The organism is Endozoicomonas elysicola, from assembly GCF_000710775.1.
GTDB classification, from domain to species: Bacteria; Pseudomonadota; Gammaproteobacteria; order Pseudomonadales; family Endozoicomonadaceae; genus Endozoicomonas; species Endozoicomonas elysicola.
The window spans coordinates 2,702,380-2,717,345 of record NZ_JOJP01000001.1 but is presented as its reverse complement, the minus strand read 5'-3'; the positions used below and the strand labels follow the sequence as shown (position 1 = coordinate 2,717,345).

The window sequence follows — 14,966 nt, the reverse complement described above, 5'->3', positions numbered from 1 at the left end:
ACTCCCCCCCCACCTTATTCATGACACTATATCTCGCGGTTACATGTTATGTACTCACCACTACTTTCACTTTGCAGTGATAAGGTTGTATTCGAAAGAGAAACAATTTTCGAAGACTCACTAACACTTTCGGGAAACAAGTCATTAATATTGATAATTTCATCGAACTCTGGATGGGTAATATTCTTGATTTTTGTTTTAGCGTAATTAGTAATCAAATAGCCATCATCCAATGACCATGTCCCATGACTAGTAATTGTATAGAATATTTCAGGAAGCTCTGGCGAAAATTGAATATTCATACTTCCAATACTATTTAATGTGCCATTTCTAACATATGTCTCAGTAAATTCTGAGGTCATCTTAGCACCAGAATCGTTAAAAGCCGCCTCACAATTCCAGCTACCGTACAATTTACTTTTCACACTTGAGTCAAAATTAGGCTCTGCACTCGCTGAACTATATGAATCGGTTGCACATCCACTTAAAAAAAACACCAAAAAAAGCGAGCTAACCTTTAAAGCTTTCCCCATGAGCTTCTTATCCTTTTTGTACTTCAACTACTGTAAAAAAAGAGCTAAATAGTACCATCGAGCCATAAATATAGCACCTATAAGTACTTAACAAAGAACTAACTTTTATATTGCATATCCCATAAGGATTCTTTCCTGGTAGCCCGCCCTAAGCCGCTCAATCAGTTCATGCTCTGTCGTATTGATGCTCTCATAGTGGAGAGCAATGTCATTCCAGATGATGTTGTTTTGCAGCTCTTCCAGTACCTGTTCAAAGGGTAATCTCTTTCTGGCACAGGCTGACAGGTAGTTCCCCAGATAAAGCTGATAGTTCTTGCCAGAGAAGGTATCCGGTTTCTTGTAATGGCGTTGGTAGTTGAGTTGCTGATCTGGAGCATTGATGCCTTCAGGAGCGAAGACCAGATCATTCATCAGGATACTCCAAATAGGATGGAAGTAATTGGTATTGTGTTTCAGCTTGAAAGACTTCAACCCTACTGCCAAAGGCCGTGGAGATGGTTGCACACCTCAGCATAGGATTTCATGTTTAACCCGATCACTCCATTGCTGTCATAGGAGCCCAGAGCGAACTGTTCGACGACCGAGTGGTGGTATCGCAGTTCAACCCGAAACACGTCCCTGTCAGCGTCATAAACCCTTCCCTGCTTACCGGCATACTTCTTCCACTTGTTTTGTATGTAATCCAGCTTATCGGCGTCCTTGGACTGGATGGTTTTGTCGTAAATCGCCATTTGTACCGAAGTCGCTGGCCCGAACTTGAAAGACTGACAACGATCATACACACAGGAAATGTAGGAGAAGTTAAATTCGATGTTCTCAAACCCATTGTACTGAGCCACTCGACGAGAGCGACAAGCCACCTTATCCGCCAGATCGTGTTCCGGTTCCCAACCCTGTAGATCAACGGCCAAATGGATGGCTGGATAGTGAGATACCGGTACTCTCAGAATTCTCTCAGCAATGGTTCTCAGGAACGTATCAATCGCTTCAGGTGAATGGTTATCCAGATACCAGGGGGAACACTCGATCTTCAGATGAGAGCTTTCTGACTCTGCTTTGGCATGGAACATTTTGAAAAGAAGGATCAACCCAAGATCATTGTTCTGGAGCCGGTATTGATAACCGGAGGACTTGGAACTTTTCGCCACCAACCACTCATAACCGAGAAAGGTCATCTGTTTCTCATTAAGTTCGATGCTGTGTTGTATGTCCGTCAGGAAATCCAGATCCATGCGGCCTTTGAAGATTTGCCGGAGGGTATCCACACACATGCCCACCACCTGAAACCCACTATCAGTGAGATCGAGCACTTTCCCTTTCTTGGGATGGCAGAAGATCAACCCGGTTTCCGAGGGGACGGTGGTGAAGCCATTTTCGGCGACCTTATAACGATTTAGATGATTCATAACTAAGAATTCCTTTTCTTATAACTTTATTGATCCCATATATTGTATTTATATAACGTGCTACAAGGACGTTCCCCCCGCCCGCTTGCGCTGCGCGTGCAAGTCAGGGCGTGGGAGTCAGACGGCGAGTCCGTGGGTGTGGTTGGTGAGTTGGGTGTCCGCATTGAGATCGTGCCTCCTGATGGTTTGCACGCTGCGATCGCTCTGCGCAACACCATGGGCAGTGCCATCGAGTTGCGCAGAGGATCGGCAAGCGTGTCGGTTCGACTGAACCGGTACTTTTTCATACCGAAAGAAAAAGCACCGCTTCAGCCGCTCGGTGTAAAGGCAGCTCGCTTCCTGGCGTTTGCCTTTACGAAAATCAGGGGAGCCTGTTGATGAATAAAAAATGGTGGCTCTGTCTTTTAAAAACAATAAGAGAATTAATCAACCGCTGGCGGCTGATGAAAAAACAACAAATGAATTGCACTATTAATGAATGTTATTTCATTGATTCGATTTACTCGTTATCCCTTTCGTGGATTTATGCTTACAGGTTCAGAAAACAAAATCAATAAAATACAACCAATAAATTTCAAATCCCCAGCAATGAGTAATAATGCGTAAAAACGGGGGTTTTATTTTTTAAAAAGTCGATTAAATTTGACAGCGAACCTTATCAGCTGAATTAACCGCTGCGCTTGCCCAAAAAATGGAATTTTTGGGGCATTAATTCTAATCGCTGATTTCACTGTCAAACTTAATCGACCACCGAATGAGCGACAGAATGCTGGTAAAAAGCGGTTTAAAAAGCAGGGAAAAATTGTAAAAAAGCCCTGATTTTCAAGGCTTTTCTACTATACTTCATAGGTGGTCAGCATGTTTAGCATCCCGCTAATGCGACGTCTCCGTCACTGGCCTCATCCAGCTGTTTCCTGATGGCGTGAGCATTGACCAGACGACGTTTACCGATTTTAACGGCGGGAATAAATCCTCGATCAATCCAGCCCTCGACCGTCCGCTTTGTTACGCCAACAGAATCAGCAAACAAGGTAATAGTAAAAAACAAACAGGTATTATCAGTCATTGTTAAATCCCTTTATCAATTGGTGAATGGAACAGGAAAGCAACTTTCCTGTTGATTCAAAATCATATAACGTTGGATTCAACGCTGACAATATTCTCAGTGATTTTTTACCCATTTAATTCAGAAAAAATAATCAGCCGCGTATTAAGCGGTCAGTTTTTTATTTTCTGAATATAAAAAATCACGGCTTAGAATCAAAATAACAATTCAGGGCATTGAATAGTGAGCATTCGAAAAGATCATAAAACCGGAAAGTGGAAAGTTGACCTGCAATTGAAGCGAGGTGCAAAACGGTATCGGCGTACTTACGACACCAAGGCCGAATGCAACCAGTTCGTCAACTTCATCAAGGGACAGACGCAACTCAAGAATAAGGAGTTTATCGAGAAGGAGGATAAACGCCTGTTATCCGAGATCATCGATATCTGGTATCAGGGCAGAGGTCAGGAACTGGCAGACGGTGAGCGTACCAGGAATGTTCTGGACAGCATGGTTCAGGTGATTGGTGATATTCAGGCTCGACGAATGACGGTTTCCCGCTTCAATGAATACAAAGCGATCAAGCGCAGCAACAAGATGGGCAAGGCCGACAACCAACGGACTGTATCCGACAAGACCCTGAACAACCATTTGGGCTACCTGAGAGCGGTGTATAACTACCTGATCGAGATTGATGAGATCAACTATCAGAACCCACTGGAGAAGGCCAAGAAGATCAAGCTTCAGGAACGGGAGCTGGCTTACCTCACCAAACGGCAAATCAACACCCTGCTAACGGAAATTAAGGCAAGCTGTAACAACCCCCATGTACTGCTGATTACCAAGCTCTGCCTTGCTACGGGTGCTCGCTGGGGAGAGGTTGAAAGCCGCACTATGACCCACCTGCAAAACGGCTGTATGGTCTATTCGCAAACCAAGGGCAAGAAGGTTCGCAGCATCCCCATCAACAGGAAACTTTACCGTGAAGTGGAAGCCCATTTCGACCGTTACGGTGGATTCACCTCTTCCCTGTGCAGTTTTGACCGAGCCTTGAAACGCTCCAATATCCGGCTTCCGAGAGGCCAGAGCAGCCATGTATTACGCCATACCTTTGCCAGTCACTTTATGATGAATGGCGGCAATATCATTGTGCTGCAACGAATACTGGGACACGCCGATATTTCCATGACCATGAGATACGCCAAATTTGATCCGAACCATTTTCAGGAGGCGATCAATTTGAATCCGTTATCCGGCATGGATGATGACACTGAAAAGGTTTTGGAAGAAACAGAGGAACTGTTCAGTTGATTATGAAACCAGAGCCTCAGCTCCCCTTTTCGCTCTTAACTCTAGCGATGATAGCCTGAGCTTTTTCTTCATGGTTTGGAAAGAGGCTGTCTTCAATATATTGTTCACCAGCTTCAACCATTACTTGATATCGAGCACACTTACTGTAGCCATCACAGCAATATTTCTCTTTAAGCAGCTTCGCAGTGGACGGCATACCTGAAACCAGACTGTCCGTAAAAAATGGGCAGATCGGGTAATACTCACATTTGGGTGTCATTGTAATATCCATTTCATGAAATCCAGCGATATTACTATCGGCTTTCAGGTACTGAATATTACAGTGAGACGCACTCTATCAGGCTTAACCAGAGATGATAGAAATGAGTTTCTGGTATTTCGAGATATCAGAGAATTAAGGCAGAAGCATGCTTTTAAGCCGAGAAAACAAGGGTATTTTTTCGCCGTCGACACTTCGTTGACAGAAAAAGACAATGGTCGTAAAAATGAGCTATTTTAGAAAAGGAAATCAGGAACTTACAGAAGGGATAATGGCGGTGAGGGAGGGATTCGAATCCTTGCAACAAAGCAAGGACTCGTTAAATATCAATAGGTTAAAGCAATCCGTAATAGTAAAAAGTGTCCATTTGGGTTATTAAAAGTGGTTATTGGTCAGTTTGGTGGACACTTTTTGGACACTTCAATAATCATTGATTCGCCTATGTAGACAGATGCCCCCGTTCAAGTTGGATTTAGGTGTCCACTAAAACGGGGGAAGATCAGGATGGAGGGGCGAAGCCCCGGAACGTACTGGAAATATTTGTTAGCTCTCTTACCCAAATTCTGTTCCGAAAAGCATGCTACTTGGAGAGTCCTCAAGCCTTATTATCGCTCGGTCTTCAAGATTAAAGTTAAGTTTCGCTTTCTCTATCTCTTCATCTGGAAAGGTTATTTCGTCTTCATTGAGGGTTATTATATATTGAACATTTCCCATTGAAATTAATTTTTCATCTAGATAATTCAACAAATTAATTCTTGTTTTATGTGATATGCCATGAAAAACACCATCATGAATCAGGAACTTAGGCAGTGATCTCTGAGCGAGGCAAGAATTGAGAAATAATGCTAGGTCGTACGCAAGTATTTTAAATCTTCCTTTTCCTAGAGAACTACTTCTGGGAACTTCAATAGATACATTGATAGGACTGCTTGCATGTGATCGTGCATCAAAACTTAAATGAGGCTTTACATCAGTATCTATGGTGTCTACTGAATTATCTACAATATCAAGAAAAATTTTCTTAGCAGATTCAAGCTGCTGAGTAATTTGATTTTTCTCTTTTACAATGTCAGCTACAATTCCAGTGGTTTCATTTCTTTTTTCGGCAATATTTAACTCAATATTATCAAGCTGAATTAAATATCCATTTTTCGAATCAAGTGAAGATTTTTCTTCTAGAAGCGTTTTGTATGCTGACTTTATAGAGTCGAAAGCATTTTGTTCGTCCAACCTTTTGTAAAGCAGGCCTCGTCTTGACTCCAACGAAATTATTTTCTCCTTTATACTACTTAGCTTTCTTGTATAATCACTTTCTCTTTTACTGAGAAATAGACTTCGATTTGCTACAAGATCTTCTCTAAATTGTATAACTTCATCAAATTCTTTTTTTATAAAATCCGAAAACTGAAGGCTTAACTCACCATAGAGATTGGTTATTCTATCTACATCAACATCAAGTGATATTTTTAAGCTCGCCTTAATGTCATTAAGTTTTTTTGAGATTGTGATATAATCTTTGTTTAGCTCTGTTATTTCCTTACTCAGAACACTGATTTCCTCTTCAGCAACAGAGTAACTGGAACCAAATTCAAATCGATCTAGACTTTCTTCAAAACTTGATATTTTTCTTTCTATATCATCAACTTCAGCTCTGAATGCTCCAACAGATTTATTTGAGCTCTCTGTTATTTGTTTTCTTACTCTAGTCTGGTCTGATTGAAACTGCTTTAATTCAACTTTAGACTGATCAAACTTCCATATGTTTGAATTATTAATACCTAGTAAATACATATTTAGAAATAATAATTCTGACTTCCTCTTGCCGACAGAAATAAACTTAATTACATCTTTTGCATCTCTTGCAAGAAATGAGTGATCATCTTGTATGAAAAAACTCATGATTGTTCTAAACCATGAAAGATCAAAAACACCTGAATACATATCATTTAAAGTACATATTCGAAATAATATAAGTTTCAGGTCAGCTTCATCATACTCAACGTAAGGCTTTACTGATTCTGAAAAATAGGCTATTTTTTTATTTTTAAAGTCTCTTTTTATTCTATAGCTTACTTCATTTAGTTTAAATTCGAGTGTTACTGTGTGATTCTTTAAAAAACTGTACTTCTCACTAAAAAAAGCAGCTTTCGGTCCATCAGCTAATAAACAATAGTCAATCAATTTGACTACTGTTGTTTTACCTATTCCATTAATATCCTTATCTTGATGTGTATACTCACCAAGAATAATATTTAAGCCATCTCTAAACTCTACTTCTTTAAACAGATTTGTTTCAGAATTTAACGATTTTAATTTAAACATAGTTGGCTACAACCTTATATTCTTGCATATCTATAAAGCCTAAAGAATATAATAGAGTTAAAGAATCAAAGAATTGGTCAGGAGTATATGAATCATTTTTTGATAAAAACTCTCTCATAAGAGTTTCAGTCACACTTTCACCTTGCTTTGACTTCAGTATTTCAAGGATATACGTTGCAATAACCACCATGTGGTCATTAAGATTCATTTCAATATGGGCATTGATCATACCCTTTTTTCCTCACTTGTTCTTTTTCCAAATAAGCACTGCTCAAAGAAGTAAAAAAGAACAGCTCTCATATGATACATATAGTAGTCGTCATTATACTTTTGGCTTGCTAGTATCTCACATGTCGTGTTTAAACGAGACGAGAACTCTCCTTTAGTCGAATTAAAAGTATTTCTAATCTTTGTTCTCAATGCCTGTATGGATTTTGGTTCTTGGTTTTGTATTATATTTTTCATCAATGAAAACAACTGTAAAAATTCTTCATACTCATCAATAAATGCATCATACTCTTCATCACTTAGATTAATTTCAGCCTTTTCCTCAATATATATTGGTTTCTGGTAAGGCGCTATTTTAGTTTCGTTATCGCTTACATTAATTAGGTCTTCAATTACAGTGCCAACCACATCATTTGATAAATAATGCGCAGGTATATCTAAGGATTGAAAAATTAAATTTATTTTTGACCATGTTTGCTTTCTTATTAGCTCTACTATTCCTTCTATGCATAAAGTTTTGGAGTTTGATTTTAAGCCATCTACATACTTTTGCATTGAAGACAAAAGTTCTAAGTTTGTAACTACCATCCAGCAAGGATGTGTTTTGATCCAATTTTCTTCATAAGATTTGTAATCACTTCCAACTTTTTTCTTAAAATCACTAAGTGAATAATTCTCTGGAGCATAGGCTGCAATTATCGTATTGTTATCAATTATTCCGTCTGAGCCTTGATCATGCTTTTGCTTTATCCTTGTGAATCTATCTTCATAGATCACTAAGAATATTTTATCTAGGCCATCTTGAAAATACGTTGCTTTGAGACTTTTAATTTTGTCCCTTAAAACTGATCTTGCAATATTATCCATAAATTTAATTATAAATGTTGATGTTTGCCCTTGACAATTGAGAGTAGTGTTACCCACGAAAAGTAGACACCTATTGTTAGATCCAATGAAGTGTCCAGTATTCGTGGGCAACTCGAAAGGCTAACGCCCTGTTAAGGTGTGAACAACGCAATACCAAAGCTCCCCCACACTACCTTAAACACTAAATGCAACGCATAGTAAAAATGCCATGCGTTTCGAATCACTCTTAAACAGATTGTTAGCTATCATTTCCCCCATCTTCATTTGGAATTACAACATCTTGAGAATCTATATCCTCGGTTGAATACACACTTTCCCCCTTAGTTGATGGGCTTACAGGTGGTGGTGGTGGTACTTTAACATTTTCTTCGTCACACATAATTGACTCCTCGATGTACTGTGACGGTTCGATTTTCTTGCCTATTTCAAGCAAGGTTTTATTGATTTCATTTAGTTTGCTGTTCTGAGATACATTCTGTATAGCGAATTCCTTTCTAGGAGAGGATGCATCTAAATCACAAATTGCAAATATGGAAGCTGCAATTGCTAAAGGAATGCTAGATAGAACTAGAAATACCAGTGCCTTTTGATTCCACTGTCTTCTTTTTTCATTAATATCTGAGTTGTGTGTGGCGCAAATGGAATAGGAGTTTAATAAGTACTCACTCATTTTATCTTCACGACATGGCACAGGAAAATTCTGATTATGGTCTTTATTGTATTGAACCATTTCCTTTTCGTACTCAGCAAATGATTTATATTTTTCATTTAGTCTGTCTGCTGAAGGAATAAGCTTGTACTCCATTCTTGTTAGTGTCTTGTACGAAAAGAATGACGAAATTGAGACCAGGTATAAGCAAAACAAAGTGAAAAAGTAAAAAAGTAAAATCAAGGCAGTATCTGATTTATAGTCTACAACCCTTACCATATAGGCAATAACTGCAAAAAAAACTGTATAAACAGCAAGATTTAGCTGCAACCTACCAAATATTGAGTTTCTAGTTTCAAGTTCATAGTAGTAATTCTCTTTGACAGTCTCTAAGAAAATACTTTTCAATGTATGCCTCTATTTTAACTTTTCCTGATTGCTAACGCCGCCTTAAGCGGAACAAAAACAGTTGGCTATACTTGTTGAGGTACAAAACAAAGCCAACTGTTTTTGTTCCGCTTCAAGGCATTGTTATGCACTATTTTAAACAATGCACGCCTTTGAAAAATCTGATAGATAATCAAAATAACCAGTTAATTGAAAATATCTATTTTCAAAATCTTCTTGACTTTCTCCCTGCTGACTTACAAAACTCCCATCACCAAGAACAAAGTCAGGAACTAAACTTTCATCAAGGTTAATATAATGACTACCAATGAGACCAAAGTCATTATGTAGTTTAATTCCTACTTCAAACAATGAATCAATATGCTCTTTATCTAAATCGAAACCAACTGGAGAGCATATTTTTTTCAATTCTTCCTTTGACCTTTCAAACACTTCCAATAGCGTTAAATTAAGATGCTTTTTAAAAGATTCAGCTAATAACTGCTCTAAATTATCACTAGTTACCTGAACCCCTTTTAATTGATATTCACTATGTAGAGAGTCCACAAGAAGTGAAAATATGGCTCCATGGTCAACATATTTCAATGCATTTTCATACGGTGCAATAAAATGTTCAAAATTAGCGTTTAACATATCTTTAGGTTTTAATGACATTATTATGTCATCAGGTAGGTTTAGTATTAATCGAGTTAGCTTAGCTGCAATATTATAAGCTTCTAATGCATCAGAAATAGTAAACGAATTTGATATTTTATGTGCTACCACTGAATACTCAACTAGATTCTCGTTATACAAGTCTGCCATCATTTCTTTTAATAGTTTGTTACTTTCTATTTTTCTATAAACGGGATCTTCGATAAGACCTATGACCCTTACTTTAGCGTTAAGCTCTTGAGCAACAGCCGAAGATTCCAAGAGCGAACAAAGACTAAAAGGAACCCTAGCAATCAACTCCCCGTTGTTATTTGCAAACCTTGTAAAAAATATGTTTCTATCAGTTGGTTTTCCATATTTATTAAACATTATTCCTGCTGAATAATTATACTTCCAAGGTGCTGATGTATTAGCTTTTGGGTTCGCAGTTGAATAATATTTAGGGAATTTAATATATTGCACTTTATCAAACAGTTCTAACTGCCGGTAAAAATGTGGCAACTCTGTCGATATGCCACTTTTCTCCGCTTCATAAAGATCATTTCTGCAATGGTAAATATCGCTTAGAAACCTCAGCCCCCATAGCGTTGAATGAGCGTCATACCAGTGTTTAACTTCATGATTTAGCAAAGGACCAAATTTAAGAATTGCTTGATGGTTCTCATCTATAGATTTACTAGTATCTGTAAATGCCAATAAGTCTTTTTTTTCTAAATCGTTTAATTCGATACACTGGCTAAAAAAACAATAAGAACCAGCGGCAGTGTAATTTGGAAGTGAATCGATTTGACTATTTCTTCCCGTTTTTCTTTTCAAATAACTCATTTAATGCCAAAATCCTGATTAAACACTCTATGTGCATAACGCTTTTTAGTGCGAATTCCGCTTTTTACTTTGAACATCCGCACGAATGAGTTCTCTTTGCAACTTTCAACTGATTAAAATTTATCGATTTTTTATACAATACTTAATTGAGCCTTACTTGCCATGTTCTGACAAGGCGAGAATTAGTATTAATCGAGAATTGTGGGTGCACTATATACTCTGGAAATTCACCAAAATCACCGATTTCTTATTATAACTGTATGCTCATACAGCTGATTGAGAGTGGTGACCATCAGGCACACTACCGTCCATCACTTGTTCTTCTGCCTTTTACTGACATCAGGGAGCAGGGTATGAAATAGCTCAACAACAATTTTTGTGATGAAATATTTTTCGATGGTGTTAACCGTTACCTATGAAAACCGGACTAAAGTATCAGTTAAAGCGTTAGAATTAAAGATAACCTTCACTATTCTTCCATCGTCTTCTACTTATAGCTCATCACTTGGCAATACAGGCTTTGCACCGCGTTTCCATTTACTGGCTCAACCTCAGTCCGGACTATGTTCAGGAGTTTGAGTCTATACGTCAGGTTTATTCTGAATGCCTACCTCCTGCTGAATACCGGTAATTTTGAACAACACCAGACTTAGTCCAATAAATCTGTTGCCTCTACGGACAAAACATTTTTTGGACACGTCCTTACCTGTCGTTCCTGGACAAATTACATTCAGCAAACGAGGTAAGACATCATGAAAACACTCACTAACTCAATGCTCTGCACCCTGATACATCTGACCAAAAACCAGCTTGAAACCAAGCGTCATGAAATCGCAGAACTGAGCCAATACACCACCAAGGTGATCCGCGAGAGTTATAATTCCGAAGTTGAAGAACTGGTAACCATTCTGGAAATCCTTCACAGCTTCCTGAAAAATCAGTCCTCATTGGAGCAACCGACTCGCTCTACCAAGAAATAACAGATGGGGGTTTATCCCCTTTCTGTTTTTTGTCTTTATATGCTGTACCCCAGCAGTATTCTTTCTTGGTAAGACTCCCGCAGTCTTTCAATCAGCTGATTTTCGGTCGTATTCTTTTTCTCGTAGTGCTGAGCAATATCGTCCCAGATTACGCTCCCCTGTAGCTCCCTGAGCACCCTTTTGAATTTCAGCCCTTTTCTTGCACAGGCCGACAGGAGATTACCAATATAGAGCTGGTAGTTCTTGCCTGAGAAGGACGTGGCTTTCTTGTAATACCGTTTGTAATGGAGGTTGTCTTTATAGGCGGATTCANTGTCGTTCCTGGACAAATTACATTCAGCAAACGAGGTAAGACATCATGAAAACACTCACTAACTCAATGCTCTGCACCCTGATACATCTGACCAAAAACCAGCTTGAAACCAAGCGTCATGAAATCGCAGAACTGAGCCAATACACCACCAAGGTGATCCGCGAGAGTTATAATTCCGAAGTTGAAGAACTGGTAACCATTCTGGAAATCCTTCACAGCTTCCTGAAAAATCAGTCCTCATTGGAGCAACCGACTCGCTCTACCAAGAAATAACAGATGGGGGTTTATCCCCTTTCTGTTTTTTGTCTTTATATGCTGTACCCCAGCAGTATTCTTTCTTGGTAAGACTCCCGCAGTCTTTCAATCAGCTGATTTTCGGTCGTATTCTTTTTCTCGTAGTGCTGAGCAATATCGTCCCAGATTACGCTCCCCTGTAGCTCCCTGAGCACCCTTTTGAATTTCAGCCCTTTTCTTGCACAGGCCGACAGGAGATTACCAATATAGAGCTGGTAGTTCTTGCCTGAGAAGGACGTGGCTTTCTTGTAATACCGTTTGTAATGGAGGTTGTCTTTATAGGCGGATTCAGGGTATTTGAATACGATATCTTCCAGCAGGATTGTCCAAATGGGGTCAAGGTAGTTGCTGTTGTATTTGAGCTTGAAGGATCTCAGACCGTATTGCCAGAGTGCCTGTATATGTTTGATGACCTCAGTGTAGGTGTTCATTTTGACGCCGATTTCACCGGTTTCTTTATTGCAGGTTCCCAGGGCAAATTGCTGGATCACTGAGTGGTGGAATCGTACCTCAAACCGGAAGACATCAGACTCAGGATCATAGCCACTGGAGCCGTCATCCAGTTTGGTGCTCTCCTGCCATTTGTGTTCCATGTAGTCGAACTTATCAATATCCCTCGCCTGTATGGTCTTGTTGTAGATCGCCAGCTGTACTGCACCCGCAGAGCCAAACTTGAAGGACTGGGCACGATCATAGACACAGGAGACATCCGATACGGTGAATTCCGCTTTATCAATCCCAAAGTAATTGGAGACCCGTCTGGATTTACAAGTCATTCTCTCTGACAGGTCGTTATCCGGTTTCCATCCCTGTACATCTACCGCCAGATGAATAGCGGGATAATGGGGTTCAGCACATCTGAGTATTTTCTTGGCAATGTTCGCCAGGAATTGATCCACCTTTTTCGGGGATCGGTTATCCAGGAACCACGGAGAGCATTCTATTTTCAGATGGGAACCAATGGATTCTGCCCTTGAGTGGAACATTTTGCAGAAGATGATCACCCCCAGTTGATTATTCTGGAGCCGGTACTGATAACCCGATGCCTTACCACTCTTGCCCAGTATCCAGTCATGGCCAACAAATCGAAAGGTTTTCTCCCCAAAACTCAGTGAGTCCTCGATATCCGTCAGGAAATCCAGATTCATGGCTCCTTTGAACAGTTGTCGTAAGGTATCCACATAGGTTCCTACTATCTGGAAGTTCTCAAGATAGAGATCCTGCACTTTCCCAAATTTGGGGTGAACGAACAGAAGTCCCTTATCCTGTTGATTTGTGGTCTTACCATCCTCTGATGGTTCATAACGATCCAAATGTTTCATATCAAAAATCCTTTTTATAACTTTTCGTTTTTCACTACCCTTTTTTAATGACGTGCTACAGGAACGTCCGCCTGTGCGGGCTGCGCTGCGCGTGTCAGCCTCGCACAGTGCATGGCTCAGAGTTCGTCATAGGGCTCGATCTCCCGTCGGTTGCTGCGGCGACTGTTCCGGTCGTGTCGTTTATCCGAGAGTGTTTCGTCAAAGTAGCCATTGTGGACAATGGCTTTGCACAGGTAGTCCGGCACATCCATGCGAGTCACCCGCTGGGAGTAACAGATGCAGACCTCCTGTTCGGTGCCTTCCCGCCAGAGCACACAGTTCTGGGGTTTCGGGAAAGAACGGGGTTTGGTGAGGTGATCGTAGACCGGAGCCGTATGTGTGATGCCGACGATCCTCGGCTTGCGCTCTTCCAGATACTGCTCACGGCTTTGAGGTTCGGTGTCAGCAACCGGCAATAGAGAACCGGAGGGTTCCGGTGCTGGTGCGGCTTCGCCTTGTTGATCAGGGGTAAGCGTGGTGTAACCGAGATAGAGTGCAAAGCCGACAGCACCGAGCAGCATCGGGATCAGCCAGATCACCGGCGGCAAGCTCAGCTTGTGGGTGTGCTCAAACGCCGAGAAGTAGACCCCGAAGTATTTCTTGGGTTTGCCAGTGACGGACTTGCGCCCTTCTTTCTTGGCAAAGTGATCATCAGGATCAACGCACTTGTCCCAGGTGAATCGGGTGACTTTGGAGGAACCCCAGAAATTGAAGTAGTGGGTATGGTGTCCGCACAGCCTTCTCAGGTGCACATCGAGAAAGTTCGGATGCTGGGTAATCAGGATTACATCGAAACTGTCATGGCGATGCTTCTCAAAGCGTGACGCATACAAAGGAACTTTGTCTTTGCCGGAGCGTACCGGAAAGAACTCCTGTGCCTCATCAATGACCAGCACCGAGTAGCCTTGCAGATCAAACCATTGGTGGGGATCGGGGAAATGTGTCCAGTGCAGGTTCAGATGCTCGAAGTCCTTGAAAGTGAGTTCCACCCCTTCAGGTGCATTCTTCTCGATCTCAGAGACCTTCTGTACCTGTGAAGCTGGATAGCAGACTTTGACCCACTTCAGCCATTGCCTCAGTGGATCATGCTGCTGAAATGCCTGTTCCAGAAATGGCGCATCTTCCAGCGTTACAAACCGCTTTTGTTCATGAATGGGCTGGATCATCGGAGCGATGACTGACTTCTGATTCTTGGTCAGCGACGGTAGATAGATGTCGTAGAAAAACGCCTGAAAGGTCTGGCACTGCTGATAGTTCAGCAGGTTCAGTTTGATGTTGTTGTAGAACTTGGGTCTGCCAGCGTATTTCTTATCGGTGCAGACGGTTTTGAAACAGTTCAGGCTTTTGCTGGCACCTGGTCTGCCGGTAATGAAGTGAAGCATCGCACTTGTCCCTTTTCTCCTGTGGTCATCCTTGCGGATTGTTAATGACTGCTGATTTTGGGTTCCGCAGAAAACCGAGTTCTTTTCAGGAAAAGAACACCGTTTCCAGCGGCTCAATAGACAGCGTTA

Annotated in this window: 16 protein-coding genes; 4 read left to right on the top strand and 12 right to left on the bottom strand. The window is 40.8% G+C overall.

What is annotated here, in order from left to right:
• Nucleotides 1-26: 26 nt before the first annotated feature.
• From GV64_RS11690 to GV64_RS11680, 3 genes are all read right to left on the bottom strand, one after another.
• Complete coding sequence (locus GV64_RS11690; RefSeq protein WP_020583016.1) at nt 27-533, bottom strand: hypothetical protein; 507 nt, start codon at nt 531-533, stop codon at nt 27-29.
• Between the two features lie 105 nt (nt 534-638).
• The gene (locus tag GV64_RS25895) at nt 639-944 is read right to left on the bottom strand and encodes a hypothetical protein (RefSeq protein ID WP_236632946.1); all 306 of its coding nucleotides are present in this window, start codon (nt 942-944) and stop codon (nt 639-641) included.
• Nucleotides 945-1,006: 62 nt separating this feature from the next.
• Nucleotides 1,007-1,939: a hypothetical protein gene (locus GV64_RS11680; protein WP_020583014.1), complete on the bottom strand. Its 933-nt coding sequence runs from the start codon at nt 1,937-1,939 to the stop codon at nt 1,007-1,009.
• A 96-nt stretch (nt 1,940-2,035) separates the two neighbouring features.
• On the opposite strand from GV64_RS11680, the gene GV64_RS11675 reads away from it, so the two are divergent.
• A complete protein-coding gene (locus tag GV64_RS11675) occupies nt 2,036-2,317 on the top strand; it encodes a hypothetical protein (protein WP_152554032.1) in 282 nt (93 codons plus the stop codon).
• A 484-nt stretch (nt 2,318-2,801) separates the two neighbouring features.
• Here the strand turns inward: GV64_RS11675 and GV64_RS11670 are convergent, their stop codons facing one another.
• On the bottom strand, nt 2,802-3,005 hold the full coding sequence (locus GV64_RS11670) for an excisionase family DNA-binding protein (RefSeq protein ID WP_020583012.1): 204 nt from the start codon (nt 3,003-3,005) through the stop codon (nt 2,802-2,804).
• Nucleotides 3,006-3,227: 222 nt separating this feature from the next.
• On the opposite strand from GV64_RS11670, the gene GV64_RS11665 reads away from it, so the two are divergent.
• Entirely contained in the window at nt 3,228-4,295 is a 1,068-nt protein-coding gene (locus tag GV64_RS11665) for a phage integrase (protein ID WP_020583011.1), read from the top strand.
• Nucleotides 4,296-4,311: 16 nt separating this feature from the next.
• Here GV64_RS11665 and GV64_RS11660 read toward each other — a convergent pair whose 3' ends face one another.
• The 6 genes from GV64_RS11660 to GV64_RS11635 form a co-directional block, all read right to left on the bottom strand.
• On the bottom strand, nt 4,312-4,566 hold the full coding sequence (locus GV64_RS11660; RefSeq protein ID WP_020583010.1) for a hypothetical protein: 255 nt from the start codon (nt 4,564-4,566) through the stop codon (nt 4,312-4,314).
• Nucleotides 4,567-5,106: 540 nt separating this feature from the next.
• Nucleotides 5,107-6,876: a DUF2326 domain-containing protein gene (locus GV64_RS11655; protein WP_020583008.1), complete on the bottom strand. Its 1,770-nt coding sequence runs from the start codon at nt 6,874-6,876 to the stop codon at nt 5,107-5,109.
• The gene (locus GV64_RS11650) at nt 6,869-7,105 is read right to left on the bottom strand and encodes a hypothetical protein (protein ID WP_020583007.1); all 237 of its coding nucleotides are present in this window, start codon (nt 7,103-7,105) and stop codon (nt 6,869-6,871) included. Before GV64_RS11650 ends, GV64_RS11655 begins: the two co-directional genes overlap by 8 nt.
• Nucleotides 7,102-7,971, bottom strand: coding sequence for a hypothetical protein (locus GV64_RS11645; protein ID WP_020583006.1), 870 nt, complete (start codon nt 7,969-7,971; stop codon nt 7,102-7,104). The genes GV64_RS11650 and GV64_RS11645 overlap by 4 nt, the downstream gene beginning before the upstream one ends.
• Nucleotides 7,972-8,209: 238 nt before the next feature.
• Entirely contained in the window at nt 8,210-9,028 is an 819-nt protein-coding gene (locus GV64_RS11640) for a hypothetical protein (protein ID WP_020583005.1), read from the bottom strand.
• 135 nt (nt 9,029-9,163) lie between these two features.
• Entirely contained in the window at nt 9,164-10,507 is a 1,344-nt protein-coding gene (locus tag GV64_RS11635) for a hypothetical protein (RefSeq protein WP_020583004.1), read from the bottom strand.
• 752 nt (nt 10,508-11,259) lie between these two features.
• Here GV64_RS11635 and GV64_RS11630 point away from each other — a divergent pair.
• A complete protein-coding gene (locus GV64_RS11630; RefSeq protein WP_020583002.1) occupies nt 11,260-11,487 on the top strand; it encodes a hypothetical protein in 228 nt (75 codons plus the stop codon).
• 358 nt (nt 11,488-11,845) lie between these two features.
• Nucleotides 11,846-12,073, top strand: coding sequence for a hypothetical protein (locus tag GV64_RS11620; protein ID WP_020583002.1), 228 nt, complete (start codon nt 11,846-11,848; stop codon nt 12,071-12,073).
• Between the two features lie 35 nt (nt 12,074-12,108).
• Here GV64_RS11620 and GV64_RS23800 read toward each other — a convergent pair whose 3' ends face one another.
• Complete coding sequence (locus GV64_RS23800) at nt 12,109-13,416, bottom strand: hypothetical protein (protein WP_051700871.1); 1,308 nt, start codon at nt 13,414-13,416, stop codon at nt 12,109-12,111.
• A 116-nt stretch (nt 13,417-13,532) separates the two neighbouring features.
• A complete protein-coding gene (locus GV64_RS11605; protein WP_236632945.1) occupies nt 13,533-14,954 on the bottom strand; it encodes a zonular occludens toxin domain-containing protein in 1,422 nt (473 codons plus the stop codon).
• Nucleotides 14,955-14,966: the final 12 nt, after the last annotated feature.

Excerpts from the sequence above, each read along its gene's own strand:
- GV64_RS11650 (WP_020583007.1), bottom strand. The coding sequence starts at position 7,105 with ATGATCAATGCCCATATTGAAATGAATCTTAATGACCACATGGTGGTT.
- GV64_RS11635 (WP_020583004.1), bottom strand. The coding sequence starts at position 10,507 with ATGAGTTATTTGAAAAGAAAAACGGGAAGAAATAGTCAAATCGATTCA.
- GV64_RS25895 (WP_236632946.1), bottom strand. The coding sequence starts at position 944 with ATGAATGATCTGGTCTTCGCTCCTGAAGGCATCAATGCTCCAGATCAG.
- GV64_RS11670 (WP_020583012.1), bottom strand. The coding sequence starts at position 3,005 with ATGACTGATAATACCTGTTTGTTTTTTACTATTACCTTGTTTGCTGAT.
- GV64_RS11655 (WP_020583008.1), bottom strand. The coding sequence starts at position 6,876 with ATGTTTAAATTAAAATCGTTAAATTCTGAAACAAATCTGTTTAAAGAA.
- GV64_RS11630 (WP_020583002.1), top strand. The coding sequence starts at position 11,260 with ATGAAAACACTCACTAACTCAATGCTCTGCACCCTGATACATCTGACC.
- GV64_RS11680 (WP_020583014.1), bottom strand. The coding sequence starts at position 1,939 with ATGAATCATCTAAATCGTTATAAGGTCGCCGAAAATGGCTTCACCACC.
- GV64_RS11660 (WP_020583010.1), bottom strand. The coding sequence starts at position 4,566 with ATGGATATTACAATGACACCCAAATGTGAGTATTACCCGATCTGCCCA.
- GV64_RS11690 (WP_020583016.1), bottom strand. The coding sequence starts at position 533 with ATGGGGAAAGCTTTAAAGGTTAGCTCGCTTTTTTTGGTGTTTTTTTTA.
- GV64_RS23800 (WP_051700871.1), bottom strand. The coding sequence starts at position 13,416 with ATGAAACATTTGGATCGTTATGAACCATCAGAGGATGGTAAGACCACA.
- GV64_RS11620 (WP_020583002.1), top strand. The coding sequence starts at position 11,846 with ATGAAAACACTCACTAACTCAATGCTCTGCACCCTGATACATCTGACC.
- GV64_RS11645 (WP_020583006.1), bottom strand. The coding sequence starts at position 7,971 with ATGGATAATATTGCAAGATCAGTTTTAAGGGACAAAATTAAAAGTCTC.